Raw genomic sequence first — 18,499 nt, 5'->3', positions numbered from 1 at the left:
CATTATTATTCCATCCAGCTTATGGGTATTTATGCTAACTTATTAATTTTAACCAATTACAATATTTGTGGTTAGATTATATCCCGATTTAAAAAAAATCTAGCCATTTTTCCACTTTTATATAGAAAAACAAATAGCTCCAATAAATCGACAGAACAATACGGAATTAGACTACGTGCATCTGGCGGAATAAATAAAAGACTAATCTAATTAAAGATTTCGCTTGGGGTGACCAAGGTCATTATAGGATTTTTGAGTCAATTTGTATCGTTCAAAATTGACCACCTAAATATATCAATTGCTAAGGCATTTAAGAAGTGAAGGTCATTACTTGGGCTGGTCAACTCACTATGGAATCGCTTTATCAATCTTGCCGAAATCTCTGGTAACGGTGATAACGCTCATACGATTATCTCATTCATTGTCTAAGTGTTATTGTGACTATAAATAACCAAAAAAGGGTATATTCATTGTTTTTAAGTATTAGTATGACGGCGGGACAATTAAAAGGAACATTACTAGAATACATCGTAAGAAATTTGATGATAAACTGCGGTTTTGCATCCGTTATACCAGATGGACATTACATCTACCGGCAAGATGGATCAGGGCTGTTTTTCATAAATGGCAAGGGTGCGGCGCATGACGCTGACGTTTTAATGGAACCTCCCATACAGATGCCATTTTCTTACCCATCTAGGCTCTTGTTTGAATGCAAGAGTTACGATAGGAGGATTGGGCTTGATGTAGTTAGAAACGGCCTTGGTCTTCGGTACGACATAAACGAATTTGAAATCGTAACCGATGAGACGATTCAGCGAAGAAAAAACAACAGGCGTGACACCTATGCCATTTCAAGCAGAAAAAGATACCATTACCAGGTCGGCATTGCTTCAGTGGAGGAGTTTAGCCGGCCAGCTTTTGAATTTGCCGCAAACAATAAAATTCCGCTTTTATCGATGCGTTGGTTTTTAAAAAACTCCACTTGTGACCTATTCCATAGGATAAACGACACCTACCTTCACGACATGTCCGTAGAAACCAGGGGGCTTTTATATAAATTTCTGAAAGATAAAACCCCCGATTCAAAAACTTCCAGTTTATACGATGATTTGTTTGAATATCTTCTTACTGATAATATATCGGGTCAGATTTTAAGGGATTTTGAGGAGGTAATCAATAATTGCGTTGTTGGGCTATTGGAGACCGGGGACCTGCTTTTTTTGTTTGCTAATGAAAGAGGTGTTGGCAATCTCTTTCGGGAGCAAGGCCAGGGGGGTAATATGGAAGCGAGGTTACATTATTATGCTGATGACGTGACCAAATGGACATTGGCAATTAACAATTACCGCAGTCAGGTATCGCGTCCAATCGAACTTGAATTCAATGTCCCGATAGGCTTGCTATACCAATGGCGTGATTTTAACTATGATAAATATGCTGGATATACAATGAAAGGTGCGTTTTTTTCCAGGATCTTTATTTTCTCGCAACGAGCCAGCAGCTATGGCTTGCCTTTTACAGTTGTTAATTTAGATAGCGAATGGCTTGAAGAATTAAGGTCCAGAGGAGAACAATAACTATTCACACTAAAACACTTTATACAAATCTCAATGACAAGCAAAATCGAAAGCCTTGAAGAATATATAAGCTTAATTTCAGGCACCTATTCTTGTGGGCACCACGTTTTTAGAGGGGTAAGCAATGCGCAGCATAAACTTATTCCATCTGTCGGCCGTAATCCGCATTATTCAGACAGAGACGAAATAGAACTTTTTGAGCAGTTTAAGCGTAGGGCACATTCAACGGTTGTAAGTCAGCTCAAAAATGACTGGGACTGGCTGGCGGTTGCACAACACCATGGCTTGCCTACCCGCCTTTTGGATTGGACTTCCAGTCCTCTGGTCGCCTTATATTTTGCAACAAAGCCAAGGATAGTCAATTACGCTATTGAACCCTGTTCTCCGAATGGTGGCTGTGTAAGCGTACTGCATTTTTGCAATTACATTGATACCAAAGGGCATGAAAACCCTTTTCAATATCCAACAGTTGGTGTCTTCCAACCACCACACATTGCCACAAGAATTACAGGACAGGCGGGTTTATTTACTATTCAGCCAAGCCCGAATGAAGAGCTGACTTTTGTGAAAGACAAAACCCTGCCAGATGAAATAGAACGGATAGAATTTGACCAATCTGCGGCAGCGCATATCCAAGGACAACTATTTAAAATGGGCATCAGGGAAGATATGCTGTTCCCTGACCTCGACGGTTACGCCAACGGTATAAGGATTAACGAGATACTTGGTGCACACCATTACAAACAGTGTTAGATTTAAAATTTTAGTACCTTTAGAAACGCTGATGACCTTTTATATTATTAGACCTTTACCCTAAAATGAGCGAGACAACCCCAACCGTCAATATTTATTTTGATAGCCCTAAAACTTTTGACGCGGGTAATATCCTTTCATTGAACGGCATTACAGGCCTGTACTTTATTTTTAGTTCTTCTATTCAGATTCAATATCCCTTTGATCCTTCCAGGCTGCTTTACATTGGCATGAGCGAAAAGAAAACCAACAGTATAGGAAGCAGGCTGAATGGTCACTTTGGCGGTAAATCAAAAAACGTCGGTTTGGTGAGTTACAGAAAAGTTGAACCGCTTTGGTTTACCTACATCAATTTCGAAATGCTTAAAAGTATCTGGGCTTTTCGCGTTGAGGATTTGGAAAGCTATTTCATTTTAAATTTTGTGGAGCATTTTGGCATATATCCGATTTGCAATAATAAGACAGGTCTGGATGTGATGAGTAACAATATCGCAACCCATTTCAAGATCGACTGGAACTATTTTAAATAACAGCTATGAGTAACGACGTAAAATCCGGCAAAGAAATTTTGGACGACTTTTTCAAAGAGATCGAGAACATTCCAAACGTGGACAAAGTGCTTGCACGGTCCCTGGCAACCCTATATGACCAGGGCAAGCTTACCGACACAAACGTGAAAAATGAATTACACACTTTAAGAGAGCAAGATGCCAATCAAAATTAAGCAACTTCATATTTCCGGGTTAAGGGGTGTCCAGGAACAGTTCGCCTTAAATCTTGGTGAAAAATCCATCCTTTTATACGGGGATAATGGCACTGGTAAAAGCAGTATATCGGATGCACTGGAATGGTATTACACTGATGCGGTATCGCACCTGGGTAGCCAGGAAATAGATTTGAAAGATGCGCTTAGAAACGCTTACCTGTCTGGGGAAAAAGAATCGTCGATCAAGATCAACTATAGTAAACCGGTCATTAATGCCGAAAGAAAGCTCTATTATAAAAAAGGAAAATTAGTTACTGAATTTTCAAATGATACAACCGATTTTGCAGAATACCTTGAACGGTCACGAAAGGAAAACTTGTTACTGCGCTACCAGTTCCTGCGCGATTTTGTTGACCAAACAAAGAGCGACAAGCTAAAAAACCTGTCGGATATTATCGGTTTTTCCGAAGTGACAAAAGCAAAAGAAGTACTAAAGAAGTCTTTCAACTTTATCAAAGCTGAAATCAAAAACCAAAACTTTGAGAACCAAATCAATACTCAAAAAACTACCTTAATTGAGAAAATAGGGGCGGCTTTTAGCCAAGAGGCTAATCTTTTTGAGAAAATCAATGAAACCATTGCTCCATTATGTTTGGGCTTCACCGTTGGGTCAATGGCCGATATAGATAATGTCTTGGCTAAATTGAAAACACCTGCATCCTCCAAATTCGTAAACGAGCTGAGGTTTCTGGAAACTTGTCAGGCCTCACTAACAGACCTCGAAAAGGAAGTTGATTTCATCGATACGGAATACACTAAATACCATGTAGAATTTAATAAAATTGCCGATGATGTAGGATCTATCATGCAGACCTATCTTGCCGAACTCTTAAAGGTTGGGAATGATGTCATCGTCAAAAAATTCCATAAGGACGAAAGCTGTCCGCTTTGCTTACAACCAAAAAATCTGACCGACTTACAGGCAGAAATAAATGTGCGTCTTCAGGAAATAGGAGAAGCCGCTAAAAAGAAAGCGGTTTTCGACAGTTCAAAAACAAGCATGGTGGCCATTGCTGCGGAACGTATAAAAAGGCTCGATGCTTTGGCAACCGACCTGTTGTATAAAGATCTGGCCAATTCAAAAATCAGTAAGGCTGTTGCTGGATTGAAAGTCAAGATTGGACTGTATCAGAAAGCTGCATTGGAAAAGGTTACCTCTGGTAATAGGTTAAGTGATGCATCTTCCCTGAAACTTCACGCTGCGGATTTTCTTGAAAACGTCGACATAGCTGCCCGGATCTCAAAGATAAAAACAGCCATTGCAAGTGATAACACGACGGTGCTATATGCTAATATATCAGCTGCCAAAGATGCTTTTATGAAAATCAAAAATTTCGAAGAAGACCGGGAGAAACTTGAAAAACAAAAAAACTCGCTTGAGATCATCTTTAACGAGTTTGTAAAAAAACAAAAAGAAGGTCTACAGAATTTTATTGATACCTTTTCGGGTACCATCAATGATTATTACCAGTACATGAACCCTGGTGAACTTTTTGAGAAAATCCGTATCGTCACCATTGGCGAGGATGACGAGCTTAACGGCATAACCATTGAATATAAATACAAGGGTGAATGGGTATCACCACCTCAAAAATATTTTAGTGAATCTCACCTGAACTGTTTTGGCATTTCATTCTTTTTGGCTTCGGTAGTCGCGTTTAACAAGGAAAACAAGTTTTTGATACTGGATGATATAATTTCCAGCTTTGATACCAATCACCGGAAAAAATTTGCTGACCTTTTATTCGATAAATTTTCGGAATATCAGATTGTCCTGCTTACCCATGAAGAACAATGGTTCCAATATGTCCGTCAGATTGCTAAGAAAAAAGGCTGGCTGATTAACGAAATCAAATGGACAGAGATCAAAGGAACACATTTGAGTGAATCGCCAGATGATCTGAAAGAGATAATTGAATATAACTTAGCTAATGGCAATGTCACATTATTAGGCAATCCTATAAGGAAATATTTAGAGCATATTCTGAAGAAGATCTGTTTGAACTTGGAAGTAAAGCTGAGTTTCAAGTATAACGAGGTGAATGAAAAACGGATGCCGGATGAAATGATCAACGAGCTTAAATCAAAGATTAATAAAGCTAGTGCGGAATTAAAAGTTAACCTTCCGATTATAGATAAGTTGTCCAGTTCTTCTGTGTTCGGTAATCTGCTTTCTCACGATAATCCTTTCGATCCGAAACTCGGGGACCTAAAGGCTTTTTGGGCCGACATCATCGCCTTTGAAAAGCTTTTTCATTGCCAAAACAAAGAATGTAAAAAACCGGATGTGTCGCTACGAAATTACGACACAGTTGCCAAAAACATTCGCTGCGGTTGTGATACCACCAAATATGATTGGAAGAATTAATTCAATTAAATCATTATTTAAATCAATAATATAAAATTAGATAAGACAATCCTACGGTTAAATGCTCATTTTAAATATAATATCCATTGTATCGACACTTGTTGAACAAACTTTTTTTAGTAAAGTTATTACCTCAGTTTTATAAGAGGAAAACTCATACAAATTAAATTTAGCTGTAAGGCTTTCATCTTTAGGACTCTTTGTTTTGTATTGATCTAAGACCCATTCCAGCGCACTACGATTACCAATTTTGTATTCCCAAGCACTATTGGGTATACCACGGAGCTCGGTGTTCTCATCGATTGTTATTATTCCCGATATCTTATCTGCCTTAAGTTTTGTTCTGGGATTAGTTTTATTACCAGTTTGAACCTCCGCTAGCGGATATAATTTGGCATTTTCATAATTTAATTGGATGGATATTAATGTTTTACCCCATGATTGCCACTTATAAAAATCCTCATATAATGGAATCTTAGGAAAGTCACGTTGAAGGTTTAGTTCATATTTAGAGAGATAAATAGGAAAGTGAAGTATCCCATAGATGTATTCAAAGATTTCTTCTTTTGAAATAGATTTCAACTTATAATGAGTAATAAATTTAGTTAATGCCCAATCTGAAATATTATCAATGCGGCCTTTTTCATCATAACGATAAAGCGGAAAACATTTTGTATCTCCAGTGTAGTGAAGATCGGGATAAGTATCAACTATAAGAAATCGAAAGTCAGATCCGTTCCCGTTAATACAAATTGCGATATTATTGTTACTACTAAAGAAATTTTGATTATGGCTTATCACATCATTCAAAACCGAATTTAAAGCCAATATTTTTTTGGTGTAAGGTCTATAGTTACATTTAACAAAAGAAACGGATTTCTCGACAGCAAATATTTTTCGCGTTAATTTATTTTTTAAATCACGACTCCACTTGATTTCTTTTGCATATTTTTCAAAATTGCCTGCGTTAACACAATTGTTATAGATCTTAATAAAATACTTGATTTTAGATTTTAGATTTTTCTCATTGAAATCATAAACCCACTCATCTCTATTAGTAGAAATTCCATTGGAAGCCAAATTAAAAATCGACTTACTACCACCTTTAATGTACATCGGAAGCAATTTATCAAAGTCATTATCTGTGTTGTTCAGCCAGTTGCTATTTTTATCTGGATGAATATGAGTGAATGAGGCCGAGGAAATGGAATTTTCTGTAAACCATTGAAGTTTTTGCTCTTTTTTCCAGTTATCATCGAGTGCGGTATAAAAAATACTGCATTGTGCACCCTTAACTCGGTTTTGTTTTTTGATCAAAAACATAACTGCAACACCAGTCTGAATTCCAAAAACGTTGTGAGTTGTACCAGCGATTTTAGGATTGGCTCTGACATCACTTATGGTATCTATAATATAAGCCTGGTCAAATTCTGTTTGAATAACTTTACGAAAACCATCAAAGGTTTTACTATCAATAAAACTCCGATTTGTAACAAATGCAATAATTCCCTTATCTTGAATTCTATCGAAAGCCCATCTATAAAAGCGGGAATACATATCATAAACTTTTGTTTTTTGAGCTTTACTATATTTTATGAAAGTATCTTTTATCCTTTTATCGATTTCTGGGTATTCCCTATTCTTATTGTTCTCATTCTCATTAACTTGATTTGCATTATATGGAGGATTACCAATTATCACCGAAATCTTTCTAGTATTTTGTTTGATGATACGAAGGCTATTTTCTTGGGAAAATGGAGCAAATAGATTTGTTTGCTTCCCCATAAAAGTAAATCCCAAATTATCAAGAGTATCTACAAAGCATAGATTAGTAAATTCTTCATATTTACCCATTTTTTGGTTATAGGTAAACTCAATATTTAAATTACTAATGTAATAAGGCAATATTGCGACTTCATTTGCGTGTAGCTCATTTTTATATTTAAACTCTAATTTATCTTTAGGAATATAATCTATTATATCGGTAATAAATGTTCCTGTTCCAGTAGCGGGGTCCAGAATTTCAACACCTTGGTCGGATAAAAATTTATTAAAATGCTGATGTAATAAAAAATCTGAACCCTTAATCATAAAATTAACGATTTCGTTTGGAGTATATACTACCCCTAAGCGATCAGCAGCTTTTGGATTATAGCTTTTATAAAAGGTTTCGTAAATTACCTTTAAAAATTTTTGCTTCTCATGATGATCAGCGATTCCAGCCGCGGCAGCATTAATCGCTTGATAATAATGTTGAACGCTTGATAGTGCCGTTTTTCTGACGGTACCGATAAAAAAGGTATGAATTACCTTTTCTAATTCACGGGCAATATTATTTTCTCGATGAAATTGATTCTCATCAAATATTGTATTAAAGACATCCTCAGTTAAAATATGCTGGATAATCATCTCTCGCACATCGTCGGACGTCACATTGGGATTTATACTATCGTGACATATTTTTAAGAATTTTTTGCTGTATTTTTTAAACTCTTTATTAGATTTTTCTGCTTTCTCAATAATTTCTCTAATTGTCGCGGTAACTTTAGGAATATCCAATTTAAAAAGTTCAATTGCTTGACGAAAATGCTTAACCTCTGGCCTTTCATAATTTATAAAATCAGTTAAAAGGTTGTGAAGAGCATTTGCATCTTTCATTGATACGCGACTTGTTTCTAGCCCGTTATGAAAAAGAATTGCCGTCTTGCTATCTTCGAAAAGTATATTTTGAGTAGGGTATCCTTTACTGAACTTTTTCTGTACTTCTTCGTTTATATCGTCACTTTCATCTTTACTTTCCCAATACCCCCAGTCTTGTCGCAACGAGTCTTTTAAAGTACCATCTGGCGTAACCTTTTTATTGCTATTATTCGCCTGAATACTCACTTCCGTTACTACCTTTAGACCCTTTCCTTGTGCGTATTCATTTAATAGATTATGGAAAGCACTCCTTATAGCAGTCTCTTTTTTTGTCCCACCAAAGTGAATGATATCTTCTACTTCTTTTTGATAATTGTGAATAGCGAACAGGCTCATTGAGATTATAAATATGAGTGAAAGATACTTGTTGTCGCTAGCATTTGCAATTTATGTATGTATATTAATTCATTTGCCAGCCCTAAGTTTCACTTTGTATTAAATTAAACTTAAATTGTAATGCGCTATTTTGTTATAGCTTCAAAGCTGATGATAGAATATTTCAATATCCCTATAACATCATCAACATAAACCGTTTTTAATAGACCCTTTCGTGAAAATAGGAATTTCTCTCGAACCCCTTGTAATTAAAACGCTTAAAACTAAGTAAAATTCGTGCAACGGTATCAAATATTAGTTGTGCACATTGGGAACCGAAAAACAACTTGTGCAATTTCTGTGCAAATGTCACCGCAAATTAACCGAATTAGAGTGCATAACTTATTTAGAAAGCCTTCATCCTTAAAACCCTCTGCTTACAGGAAATCGGGCCAGGTATTACAAATTCAGTTTCCCGAAGGTCGTCGCTCCAGTTTGGTGAACCTCCAAGAGGGCGTGTTTGATATTCTTGTAGTCGATAATTTTATGTAAAAAGCATACAGCGCCAGCTTTCTTTGCCTCCTCTATGTAAAAGTTTTCTATCTCTGAAGTTAGGACAATCACTTTCGCGTGGGGCCATTTCTTCAAAATTTCTTTTGTCAACTCAAGACCATTCAATTTGGGCATGCGCAGGTCCGTTAAAAACAAATCAGGCAAAGTCGAGCAATTTTCTGAGAAAGTAAGAAGCTCTCTGCCATCACTAAAAGCGCCAATGACATCAAAGCCACTTTCGACCAACATTTCTACCATTGGTTCCCGAAACCAGCGCTCATCTTCCGCATAGGCGAGAGTTATTTTATTTGCACTCATAACATTATTTTCCTACCACTATATTTCCTCGGAAAGCTTTTCTCAATATACAAAAATAAAATTATAGGGTTGAAAAGAAAGCTTTTATTGGCTCAAGAATATATTTTGGCTAGCGCAAAGCTTCTCTCAGAATATTTTCGTCAAAAGTATTGGTGTTCTCTGCAGTTAAGGAAATACAATTATCGCCTGCGGTCTCTGCGTCTAACCTTTTTACTAAAATCAGGATAAATTATTACCACTTCTGATAAAAATAGCTATTCCAATACCCCCACCTGCCAAGAAAATATTGATGTTACACGCCAATCTTCAACCAGAAGTCTTTAGTTAAGGAAACTTTTAAGAAGCCTGCTTCTAAAGTTTGTAAGTCTCACCTTTTTGATAAGGTTTCGAAGTCGACCAATTAAAAAGTGAGATAACATTGGTGATGAGGATTTTGATTCCATATAATGGAATGCTATCTTAGCCTTGAGAGCGTTAATTTAGATATCGGGGATATGGACACCGTTCAGTCCCCGTGTCTATTTCTAAACTCATTGCACATCTTGCCTTAGTGAACGCTAGTTTCATTTAGTTCAATTACTATTTTTCTGAAAAATGCTAATCCCACGGTATGGCGGCTATCGTGAATTGTTCACAAGAAAATGACTGGAACTTTTTTCCGTTTTGCACCAGTTACCTTTCTCCCAGATTAAATAAAAAGCCCTCGTTTTCGCTTTCAATTACAAATACTATTTTATCTTTTAGAAATGCCTTTCTCGTATAGCGCTTTCACCCAACACGGTCAGATGGAAATCGGTTTCTAATTTCCAAAACGAAACGATTCGAAGCATTCTGCACCAGGCGTAAAAGTACTGCGAAAATATAATGTTCTTTAATCCGGTTCGGTTGAAATGATCATCGCTTAAACACTTAAGCGTGGGACAGTTACAGAACGAAACAAAAAAAACGGCAGCCCTAAAATATATTTTAGATAAACCTAAATTTATTTTTAGTCTTTTCTGTTTTTATTATTAGATTTACAAAAAATCAGATAACATGCAGAAAAGATTACCCATTGTCCTGCTTTCACTTATGAGCCTAGTTGCTATAATGGTGTCCTGTGAGAAGATAATCCCTTCTTCTCCAAAAGAGGATGAAATTCTTGATGGCCCGGTGGAAGGACTCAGCTATGACCAGCTCAGACGTTTCGCTTTGGGAGATGCGGCCTTTAACAATGAGATATTTACTCCTGCGAATGGCCTTGGTCCTGGCTTTGTTGCAACCAGCTGCGGAAGCTGCCATGCTGGAGACGGCAAAGGCCATCCCTTTACTACGCTGGTCCGTTTCGGGCAGACCGATGAGACAGGCAATAAATTTTTGGACCAGGGAGGCCCACAACTGCAGAACAGGGCTATTCCCGGGTACAAACCTGAGCAAATCCCAGCAGACGCCAGCTTTTCAAAATTTACACCGCCTGCCAATACCGGCCTTGGCTTTCTCGAACTGGTAGCTGATGCAGATATACTAGCTATGGCTGACCCCCAGGATCTGGATAATGACGGCATTTCTGGTGTCCCAAATTACGCAGTGCTTCCGTCATATGTTCAGGCCTTTAACAACGCTATTGCACTGAAGGGAAAATATATCCATCGTTTTGGAAAAAAGGCGGCAGCATATAACCTGCTCCACCAGACTGTTAATGCCTACAACCAGGATATCGGGATAACTTCAAGCTTTGATCCTGTGGATGCCTATACGCGGATGGTGATTGATCCTGAAATTTCCACACTTACAGTGAATAACGTGGTGTTTTATCTACAGACGCTAAAAGCGCCCATACAGCGCGATGCCGGAAATGCCGAAGTTGAAACCGGCAGGAAACTGTTCGAAAAGATCAACTGTTCAGGCTGTCACAAGCCTACCCTAAAAACAGTTTTTTCCCCAGTGGTTGCTCTATCCAACAAAGAATTCCATCCCTATACCGACCTGCTGCTTCACGATATGGGACCTGGGCTGGACGATGGTTATACGGAAGGATCGGCTAAGACCTTCGAATGGAGGACCCCGCCCCTATGGGGACTGGGACTTTCGATGAATTCACAGGGTGGATCTTATCATCTGCTGCATGACGGAAGGGCAAAAAGCATCGAAGAGGCGGTAACCCTTCATGGAGGAGAGGCATCTGCAAGCCGCAACAGGTTCAACCAGCTGTCTGGGGCAGAAAGAAATGCCATGCTGAGATTTTTAGAATCACTATAGAAATGAAAAGAAAAGATTTTATAAAAGGCTGTGGAATGGCCTGCCTTGGAGGCCTTGGGATCACCACGTTGATCAGTGGATGCAGCAGCCTGGTGCCGGCGACGGGCGAGATTGCAGGGGATAACCTGGTCGTAGAAATGAAGGACTTTGAAATCAGACAGGAAAAAAATGTCCAGTTCAAAAGATACATTGTAGTCAGCAATGACCTGCTCCGATATCCCATCTGTATCTACCGGCATGATGAACTGAATTATTCTGCACTATGGATGCAGTGCACCCACCAGGGAACCGAGCTCCAGGCTTTCGGAGACAGGCTTCAATGTCCGGCCCATGGAAGTGAATTTGACAATAAGGGCAGAATGACAAATGGTCCGGCAGAAGCAAACTTAAGAACTTTCCCCATTACCATAGAAAAAACCAGGATCAAAATTTCACTGAAGGCAGTATGAAAAAACTCTTTACGCTTATCATATCTATTGGTATCGGTCAGATGGCTTTTGCCCAGATCGACCCGAAACTTTTAAGGGCCAAACCCAGTGATACAGCAAAAAACTCACTCAACATGGATGCAGTTTATGAACGGCCTTTTATTGCCGTGGGAAAACTTCCGGTATCAGTGGGCGGGTATATGGAAGCCAACTGGCAGTATCAGGGTACAGACGGGATCTCTGAAGGACAGCAGTTCCAGTTCAGAAGGATGACGCTATTTGTAGCCTCAACCATTTCCAAGCGCATCAAGTTCCTTTCCGAGATCGAATTTGAACCTGCTGAAAAAGAAATAGCGGTTGAATTTGCTGCGCTGGATCTGGAACTGCACCCCTTGCTTAATTTAAGGGGTGGAATGATATTAAATCCCATTGGTGCATTCAACCAGAACCATGACGGTCCTAAATGGGAATTCACCGACCGTCCGATCGCCATGACACAGATGCTGCCTGCAACCTGGAGCAGTGCAGGATTCGGGATTTATGGCAAGAACTATAGCGGTGACTGGATGCTGGGCTACGAGTTATATGCCACAAGCAGCTTTGACGATTCCATTATTGCAAACCCTGAAAACAGAACCTCTCTGGCTGCCTCAAAAAGGAATCCGGAAAGGTTTGAAGAAATTGCAAGCGGGCAGCCGCTTCTAACGGGAAAGGTTGCGGTACGCAGGAACAATATAGGCGAACTCGGCGTATCCTATATGGGAGGTGTTTACAATAAATGGCAGTCGGACGGAATTGTTATCGATGACAAACGCAGGTTAAATGTTTTCGCCATAGACTTTAACACTACACTTCCCAAACTTAAGACCTTCATCACCGCTGAGTGGGCATGGATCAGGGTAGATGTTCCCGACACCTATTCCCAGCAGTTCGGGAGCCGTCAGATGGGCGGATATATAGATATTGTTCAACCTGTGATCAAAAAAACGATTCTGGGCTGGCAGCATTCTGTTGTAAGTTTAGCCTGCAGGGTAGAGTATGTGGACTGGAATGTAGGGAAGTTCAGGGAGACCGGCGGGAATATTGGTGATGAACTTTTCAGCGTAATGCCCGGCATCAGTTTCAGGCCAAGGCAACAAACCGTGCTGAGGTTTTCCTACCGAAAACAGTGGCAGAAGGATATCCTTGGAAACCCGCCTGCCAGAACCGGAGCGGTGCAGTTCGGGGTGTCAACCTATTTTTAATGATACCAGCCAGGATAAAAGCGACAAGAAGCCTAAGAGTATATCCCATTCATTGTCCAAATCCATTTAGGGTGTTTGGCCTGATTTATTTTTTATGCGTTCCCGCACCAAATGGATATTATTTTGCTTTCCCTGCGAGAGCATAGACTTGCAATAAGGCGTAAAAAAACGGTGGGCTGATAGAAATGCAAGTGTTTCTTTATCCCAATGGCTTAGGTCCACATCTGCCCTTTTCTGCATTTCGCGCGCAACCTTTGCATCGGTGATGAGAAATTCCTCATTGCCCAGGTTATAGGTATCCGCATCACAGATAATTTCTTCAAGGATATTGCTAGGGCTATGTGGAATGGAGGTGGAGAGTATGCAGCGGCCGATGGCGGAAATGATATCCGGTGCAATCCCTTTATCTGAAAGAAACTCTTCCATCAGCCGCACGCTTCGATGCTCATGGCCGGCAGGAGGCCCAGTTAGCTGCCCGGTGTCATGAAACCATGCGGCAGAGAAAAGTATGAATTCCTGAAGGTCATCCAGGCGAAAATTGGAAGCGATTTCCTGGGTCCTTTTGACCACAAGTCTGGTATGATCCAGATCGTGGTATGCCAGGTCAGCCTGCCAGTGCTCCTCAAAAAGATAGCTTACATAAGCTTGAACATCTCCTATAAGCATACTGAAGATGTTTCTGCGCCTGCGCTTAAAAAAGTATTTACCTGTTAGCAGGATCACAGACCCCGCTAGCACACAGATCAATAATAACTGATAATAATTCATAATATTCTTATTTTTTTAATCCGCCTGTCCTAAAGAGATAATAGGCACTCTGATAATAAGAAATGGCTTCCCTTCCAAGTGTTTCAGAAGATTTCGCCGAGGTCTGTGTATTGGTTTTGAAATCATAATGATAGCTCTGCGGAGGCTTCCTTGGACTGAGTACCACAAGGGTGTCGCTACGGAGATAACCGAGCTTTTGATAGGTTCCTAGCAAGATCCTTGGGCGGTACCCGGCTGATCTAACATCCATACCGAAGTTATTGCTCTCAAAGTCCCATTTCAACAGGCCGAACAAGGTTGGATAGAGATCTATCTGTGAGCAAAGGCTGGGAATTATTGAAGGGGGCTGTCCATTGAGGTTGTATATCATCGCCGGGATATGGTAACGGGAGATATCAATCTCGTTCTTTCCTGCGCTTTCCGCGCAGTGATCGGCAACGAATATAAACACGGTATTGCTGAACCATGGCTTTTTCCGGACCTGTCTTAAAAATTCCCCAATGGCATAATCGGTATATTTTACTGCGCCCTCTCTTCCCGTGCCTGGTGGGATATCTATCTTTCCTTTGGGATAGGTAAAGGGCCGATGGTTGGAAGTGGTCATGACAAAATCGTAGAAAGGTTTCTTTAACGAGTGCCTTTTATCCGCATCACGGATTACCGCAGCGAAAAGATCCCCGTCCGAAACGCCCCAGGCATTTTCAAAGCTCACTTCGCTATCGCTCAGGATGGTCCGCTTTCCCAGATAGGCATCACCCATTGTAAGCTTCCTCCCCCTATCTGTTATGTCATAGCCATTGCTTCCGAAGAACTGGTTCATATTGTCAAAGTAACCGTCCCCGCCATAAAAAAAGCCTGTGGAATACCCACGTTTGGAAAAAATACTGCCTATTGTGCTCAGGTTTGCATTATTGCTCCTCCTTACAATACTATTCCCCGGTGTTGGCGGAACGGCGAGGGAAAGCGCCTCCATCCCTCGCACGGTACGGGTGCCTGTTGCATACATGCGCTCAAATAGGATGCTCTCTTTGGCCAGCGAATCCAGAACAGGTGTCAGTTTTTGTGTATTGCCAAAAGTGCCCATATAATCAGCGCTGAAACTCTCCATGACCACCATGATGACATTGGGTTCCGTCTGGCCATTACCGGCCAGAACCGATCTACGTACCGAAGGACCTTTGAAAATAAACCTGCTAGAGGAAGAGGAGAGTTCTTTTCTTACCAAATTGAAGGCAAGCTGATTTGTGAGCATCGGATAAAACTGATCGTAGCTAAGTTCATTCGCCTTGAAGGCCGCTACGAAAGAATATATCCCTGCTTTGGAAATTTCTGCCGCATAACGGTTACCGCTTTTATCCCCCCAGGAGTTATCTATCTCGATCGTATAGAATATTGCTGTCAGAATGATCAGGGCTGTATTTACCGATCGACGGGCAAAAGGTGTAGCAGACTCGAAGCTCTTCCTGAACGCCCCCTTCATAAGATAGTTCCATAAAAAGGAGATTATGACAACAGCTGAAATCAAAAGCGGCAGCGGATAGGACTCGTTGATGTTGTGCACAACCTCATAAGTATAGACCAGATAATCTACTGCTATAAAGTTAAAACGGCTCTCAAATTCCCGCCAAAAAGTAAATTCTGCGAAAAAAGAAAATACCGAAATCAAGACCATCAGAAAAAGAAGGATATGGGTAAACACCTTGTTAAATCCAGTCCTGTTCCATTTTTGGGGAAGGATGAGCAGATAAAAGGCATAAATTACACTGAAATATGTGGCCACCCCAAGATCGAAGACGAATCCTTTAGCAAAGGCGGTGAGGATTTCTCCAAATCCCAGCCCCGCCTTTCCGAGCGAAATCGCAGTAAAACTGATCCTCAGCATGGTCGAGACACAGATGAAGAAAAAGATAAAGAAATATAGTACACTATATCGGCTTTTCATAAAAATCTGCTTCATGGTTTATTTTTTAGATCCGGGGGTGTTGATAACAGAATCGTTGTTTTTTTCGTTGGTATCCTTGTCCCAATGTGAATTATAGAAATGTTTGGCTTTAAAATAAATGGCGAGTGCCAGCAGCAGCGCCAGTATCCAATAAAATACCATCAGGAAAACCGATTTCTTTGGCCCCTTGGCCTTTTTCTTTTTTGGAGCTGTTCCCCCACCCCTGGCAGCAGCAGGCCTGGGCCTGTTGTTTCTTTTGATCTGCATTTTATTCAATGTTTTAAGATCGGTCAGGAGCCTTGTGGATACCTTTCCGCGGTTTGGATTATATTTTGTGTGATCAGGGGATAGTCTTTGCACTGCCATTATCCCTCCAGGCTGATAAACCATTGCTGGGCCCTGTTGATGGCGACCTCAACAATATTGAGCTCGCTTACCTCTTTGGTAATTCTAAGCTCGTTGGCGATCTCGATCGCTTTTTCCCTTACCCTTGGGTCAAGGTCCTTCATCTCAAGTGGAAAATTTTCTGGTGTCCAGTCCATAGGTTTTTAGTTTTAAATTAAATTATTTTTGGATCATGCCCGAGAGCACATTGATTGTCAGGGCAACTATTACTGTATTAAAGGCAAATGAAAGAACACCGTGCATCCATGCAAGCCTTCGGATCCGTTTGGAGGAGATTTCTACGTCAGATACCTGAAAAGTCATTCCAACCACGAAAGCGAAATAGACAAAATCCATATAATCGGGATCTTCTCCTCCCGGAAAGATCAGTCCTCCGGGTTTTTCTATTTTTCCTTTCTTCTCATGCTCGATGTCACAGTAATAGAAATGTGCATATCGCATGGTAAAGACCGTATGAACCAACCACCATGAGCTAACCACGCAGAGCAACGGAATAACGATAGTCATAAAAAGGCCCTGATCGGTCTTTTCCGAATTTTCACGCAAAAGGATAATAATGGAAAAAAGACTGGCGAATGCAGCAGCTATGGCAAAAAGAAAAATGAGCGTCCTGCTTGAATCCTGCGCATGGGCATCGTGTTTTATCTGACTGGGATGCGAGGAGCTAATGGTTGTCCATGCAAGCGCTATGCTGGTTGTTGCATAGCTTAGCCATACAACCATCAACCTGACAGAGGCTTCCAGTTCCGTAGCATAGCAAATACCAAGGACGGCAAGAGCAACACCCAGGGAGAGGTAAAGTTTATGGTGCGCATCGAACTGACTGATTTTAGCGATAATATTCATCGGTTTAGATTAAATAATGAGCCCCAGAACCATAAACAGAAGAAATCCTAAGAAAAAAGCCGCGGTAAAAAATGGAGAATCCTTTTCTTCATGGGCTTCGACAAGAAGTTCCTCGGTAACTAAAAACAGTAATGCTGCGCTACCAAATGAGAGCACAAGTTCCAGTACTTTTTCTCCTGTAAAATGCAGCATAAAAAAACCTCCCCCTGTTCCCAATAGAAAAACCAGGCCAAATAGCGAGAGCACCCTGATCAGCCTCCTTTTGGAACTTCCAAGCTTGGTCAGCCTGGTACCTACTGCAAGTCCCAGCGAAAGGCATTCCATCGCAAGTGCCAGTGCAAGCAGGGTTCCTTCTTTTGATCCCGCTGCAAATCCTATCCCTAAAAGAAGACCGTCCAAGAGCAGGTCAATGCCTACCGCGATAAGCATTCCCCAAGGCAACAGCTTGCTGTCGTTTGTTCCGCCCATTTTGAGCTCAAGCCTGGCGGTATACCATTTGATCAGAAGCATGGCCGAAATACCCAAGGTAAAACCTATAATTATCGCGGTTGTATCATGGATCCTGATCATATCTGGCAAAAGCTCGACTGCCACGACTGAAAAAACTACCCCTGCAGCAAAGTGGAGGATCGTACTCTGCACAGCAGCCGTGGGCTTTTTCCAGGTTACGATCATTCCACCGACTATAAGTAAGACGACCGGAAACGCTGCAAACAGCAGTATGTTTAATGAAATAAGTTGTTTAGCCTGCATAATTCTTTCTTAAATAAAATCTATAGGCACCAAAGGAAAGGTACCCTAGATTGAGGTCGAGGCATGTGCCGATAAGAATCTCCATGGGGGTCAGGAACAGATATTTCAGCACTGAGCCAAGTGTCGAGTAAGGCAGATAGATGATGAAGAATAGAGGTACTCCGGTAAAGAGCACACTAAAAACAATTGAATGAACGGCAGGAAATATGAGATGCTCCACAGCGTCCATATCAGCGATATCGGCACCAATGTTCAGGACGATTGCCGGCACGCTGAATATGATCAACAGGTACAATACCCATTTTGGATAGTGTTTCCTAAGCGTTTTGGTCAGCCTGATACGGTCGCAATCCTGGATTGCAGCCATCAGGGGGAATGTATTGATCATTGCCCAAAGCGTTGCCAGACCATATTTTGCACCGCCCCGTGAATAGGTGGAAATACCTGATGGGTCATCGTCACTCGCACCGGTAACGATGCCCGGCCCCAGGGCTTTCAGGAATTTTTTAACCTTTTTGAACAT

17 protein-coding genes are annotated in these 18,499 nt (G+C 40.7%); 8 read left to right on the top strand and 9 right to left on the bottom strand.

The genetic code is table 11. The features are described from left to right. Positions 1 to 470 precede the first annotated feature (470 nt). The 5 genes from ACQY77_RS17050 (at position 471) to ACQY77_RS17030 (ending at position 5,467) form a co-directional block, all read left to right on the top strand. The gene (locus ACQY77_RS17050) at positions 471 to 1,580 is read left to right on the top strand and encodes a hypothetical protein (RefSeq protein ID WP_421941047.1); all 1,110 of its coding nucleotides are present in this window, start codon (positions 471 to 473) and stop codon (positions 1,578 to 1,580) included. Positions 1,581 to 1,613: 33 nt separating this feature from the next. Further along, the gene (locus tag ACQY77_RS17045; RefSeq protein ID WP_056095179.1) at positions 1,614 to 2,333 is read left to right on the top strand and encodes an FRG domain-containing protein; all 720 of its coding nucleotides are present in this window, start codon (positions 1,614 to 1,616) and stop codon (positions 2,331 to 2,333) included. 65 nt (positions 2,334 to 2,398) lie between these two features. Then, positions 2,399 to 2,863, top strand: coding sequence for a hypothetical protein (locus ACQY77_RS17040; RefSeq protein WP_056095182.1), 465 nt, complete (start codon positions 2,399 to 2,401; stop codon positions 2,861 to 2,863). Between the two features lie 5 nt (positions 2,864 to 2,868). Continuing rightward, positions 2,869 to 3,057 carry a hypothetical protein gene (locus ACQY77_RS17035; protein WP_056095184.1) on the top strand — a complete coding sequence of 63 codons (189 nt, stop codon included), beginning with the start codon at positions 2,869 to 2,871 and terminating at the stop codon, positions 3,055 to 3,057. Next, the gene (locus tag ACQY77_RS17030) at positions 3,041 to 5,467 is read left to right on the top strand and encodes an AAA family ATPase (protein ID WP_056095188.1); all 2,427 of its coding nucleotides are present in this window, start codon (positions 3,041 to 3,043) and stop codon (positions 5,465 to 5,467) included. Before ACQY77_RS17035 ends, ACQY77_RS17030 begins: the two co-directional genes overlap by 17 nt. Positions 5,468 to 5,524: 57 nt before the next feature. On the opposite strand, the gene ACQY77_RS17025 is transcribed toward ACQY77_RS17030, so the two are convergent. Together ACQY77_RS17025 and ACQY77_RS17020 are read right to left on the bottom strand one after the other, a co-directional pair. Continuing rightward, positions 5,525 to 8,503, bottom strand: a complete 2,979-nt coding sequence (locus ACQY77_RS17025) for a type ISP restriction/modification enzyme (protein ID WP_056095192.1) — start codon at positions 8,501 to 8,503, stop codon at positions 5,525 to 5,527. A gap of 438 nt (positions 8,504 to 8,941) precedes the next feature. Beyond that, positions 8,942 to 9,352, bottom strand: a complete 411-nt coding sequence (locus ACQY77_RS17020; protein ID WP_056095195.1) for a response regulator — start codon at positions 9,350 to 9,352, stop codon at positions 8,942 to 8,944. A 1,152-nt stretch (positions 9,353 to 10,504) separates the two neighbouring features. Between ACQY77_RS17020 and ACQY77_RS17015 the strand changes: the two genes are divergently transcribed. Genes ACQY77_RS17015 through ACQY77_RS17005 form a run of 3 tightly spaced genes read left to right on the top strand, consistent with a single transcriptional unit; the run spans position 10,505 to position 13,262 of the window. After that, entirely contained in the window at positions 10,505 to 11,590 is a 1,086-nt protein-coding gene (locus ACQY77_RS17015) for a di-heme oxidoredictase family protein (RefSeq protein ID WP_421941048.1), read from the top strand. A gap of 2 nt (positions 11,591 to 11,592) precedes the next feature. Continuing rightward, the gene (locus ACQY77_RS17010; RefSeq protein ID WP_056095200.1) at positions 11,593 to 12,039 is read left to right on the top strand and encodes a ubiquinol-cytochrome c reductase iron-sulfur subunit; all 447 of its coding nucleotides are present in this window, start codon (positions 11,593 to 11,595) and stop codon (positions 12,037 to 12,039) included. Then, positions 12,036 to 13,262, top strand: a complete 1,227-nt coding sequence (locus ACQY77_RS17005) for a hypothetical protein (protein ID WP_056095202.1) — start codon at positions 12,036 to 12,038, stop codon at positions 13,260 to 13,262. Before ACQY77_RS17010 ends, ACQY77_RS17005 begins: the two co-directional genes overlap by 4 nt. Before the next feature lie 66 nt (positions 13,263 to 13,328). On the opposite strand, the gene ACQY77_RS17000 is transcribed toward ACQY77_RS17005, so the two are convergent. The 7 genes from ACQY77_RS17000 to ACQY77_RS16970 form a co-directional block, all read right to left on the bottom strand. Beyond that, positions 13,329 to 14,030, bottom strand: a complete 702-nt coding sequence (locus tag ACQY77_RS17000; protein WP_146202961.1) for an HD domain-containing protein — start codon at positions 14,028 to 14,030, stop codon at positions 13,329 to 13,331. 7 nt (positions 14,031 to 14,037) lie between these two features. Beyond that, entirely contained in the window at positions 14,038 to 15,987 is a 1,950-nt protein-coding gene (locus ACQY77_RS16995; protein WP_056095210.1) for an LTA synthase family protein, read from the bottom strand. A gap of 3 nt (positions 15,988 to 15,990) precedes the next feature. Then, positions 15,991 to 16,239, bottom strand: coding sequence for a hypothetical protein (locus ACQY77_RS16990; RefSeq protein WP_147273669.1), 249 nt, complete (start codon positions 16,237 to 16,239; stop codon positions 15,991 to 15,993). A 98-nt stretch (positions 16,240 to 16,337) separates the two neighbouring features. Next, on the bottom strand, positions 16,338 to 16,514 hold the full coding sequence (locus ACQY77_RS16985; protein WP_167398035.1) for a hypothetical protein: 177 nt from the start codon (positions 16,512 to 16,514) through the stop codon (positions 16,338 to 16,340). Between the two features lie 22 nt (positions 16,515 to 16,536). Next, on the bottom strand, positions 16,537 to 17,223 hold the full coding sequence (locus ACQY77_RS16980; protein WP_056095215.1) for a DUF1345 domain-containing protein: 687 nt from the start codon (positions 17,221 to 17,223) through the stop codon (positions 16,537 to 16,539). Between the two features lie 9 nt (positions 17,224 to 17,232). Further along, entirely contained in the window at positions 17,233 to 17,976 is a 744-nt protein-coding gene (locus ACQY77_RS16975; protein ID WP_056095217.1) for a ZIP family metal transporter, read from the bottom strand. Continuing rightward, the gene (locus ACQY77_RS16970) at positions 17,966 to 18,499 is read right to left on the bottom strand and encodes a divalent metal cation transporter (RefSeq protein ID WP_421941049.1); all 534 of its coding nucleotides are present in this window, start codon (positions 18,497 to 18,499) and stop codon (positions 17,966 to 17,968) included. The genes ACQY77_RS16975 and ACQY77_RS16970 overlap by 11 nt, the downstream gene beginning before the upstream one ends.

The sequence above is a fragment of the Pedobacter sp. genome (genome assembly GCF_965279535.1).
Taxonomy (GTDB): Bacteria; Bacteroidota; Bacteroidia; order Sphingobacteriales; family Sphingobacteriaceae; genus Pedobacter.
The sequence above is the reverse complement of the archived record's forward strand: the minus strand, read 5'-3'. Positions and strand labels throughout refer to the sequence as shown.

What these genes read in the sequence shown, in the direction of transcription:
- ACQY77_RS16985 (WP_167398035.1), bottom strand. Translation starts at nt 16,514, where the DNA reads ATGGACTGGACACCAGAAAATTTTCCACTTGAGATGAAGGACCTTGAC.
- ACQY77_RS16980 (WP_056095215.1), bottom strand. Translation starts at nt 17,223, where the DNA reads ATGAATATTATCGCTAAAATCAGTCAGTTCGATGCGCACCATAAACTT.
- ACQY77_RS17020 (WP_056095195.1), bottom strand. Translation starts at nt 9,352, where the DNA reads ATGAGTGCAAATAAAATAACTCTCGCCTATGCGGAAGATGAGCGCTGG.
- ACQY77_RS16995 (WP_056095210.1), bottom strand. Translation starts at nt 15,987, where the DNA reads ATGAAGCAGATTTTTATGAAAAGCCGATATAGTGTACTATATTTCTTT.
- ACQY77_RS17025 (WP_056095192.1), bottom strand. Translation starts at nt 8,503, where the DNA reads ATGAGCCTGTTCGCTATTCACAATTATCAAAAAGAAGTAGAAGATATC.
- ACQY77_RS17010 (WP_056095200.1), top strand. Translation starts at nt 11,593, where the DNA reads ATGAAAAGAAAAGATTTTATAAAAGGCTGTGGAATGGCCTGCCTTGGA.
- ACQY77_RS16975 (WP_056095217.1), bottom strand. Translation starts at nt 17,976, where the DNA reads ATGCAGGCTAAACAACTTATTTCATTAAACATACTGCTGTTTGCAGCG.
- ACQY77_RS17030 (WP_056095188.1), top strand. Translation starts at nt 3,041, where the DNA reads ATGCCAATCAAAATTAAGCAACTTCATATTTCCGGGTTAAGGGGTGTC.
- ACQY77_RS17005 (WP_056095202.1), top strand. Translation starts at nt 12,036, where the DNA reads ATGAAAAAACTCTTTACGCTTATCATATCTATTGGTATCGGTCAGATG.
- ACQY77_RS16990 (WP_147273669.1), bottom strand. Translation starts at nt 16,239, where the DNA reads ATGCAGATCAAAAGAAACAACAGGCCCAGGCCTGCTGCTGCCAGGGGT.
- ACQY77_RS17035 (WP_056095184.1), top strand. Translation starts at nt 2,869, where the DNA reads ATGAGTAACGACGTAAAATCCGGCAAAGAAATTTTGGACGACTTTTTC.
- ACQY77_RS17000 (WP_146202961.1), bottom strand. Translation starts at nt 14,030, where the DNA reads ATGAATTATTATCAGTTATTATTGATCTGTGTGCTAGCGGGGTCTGTG.
- ACQY77_RS16970 (WP_421941049.1), bottom strand. Translation starts at nt 18,499, where the DNA reads ATGTTCAAAAAGGTTAAAAAATTCCTGAAAGCCCTGGGGCCGGGCATC.
- ACQY77_RS17040 (WP_056095182.1), top strand. Translation starts at nt 2,399, where the DNA reads ATGAGCGAGACAACCCCAACCGTCAATATTTATTTTGATAGCCCTAAA.
- ACQY77_RS17045 (WP_056095179.1), top strand. Translation starts at nt 1,614, where the DNA reads ATGACAAGCAAAATCGAAAGCCTTGAAGAATATATAAGCTTAATTTCA.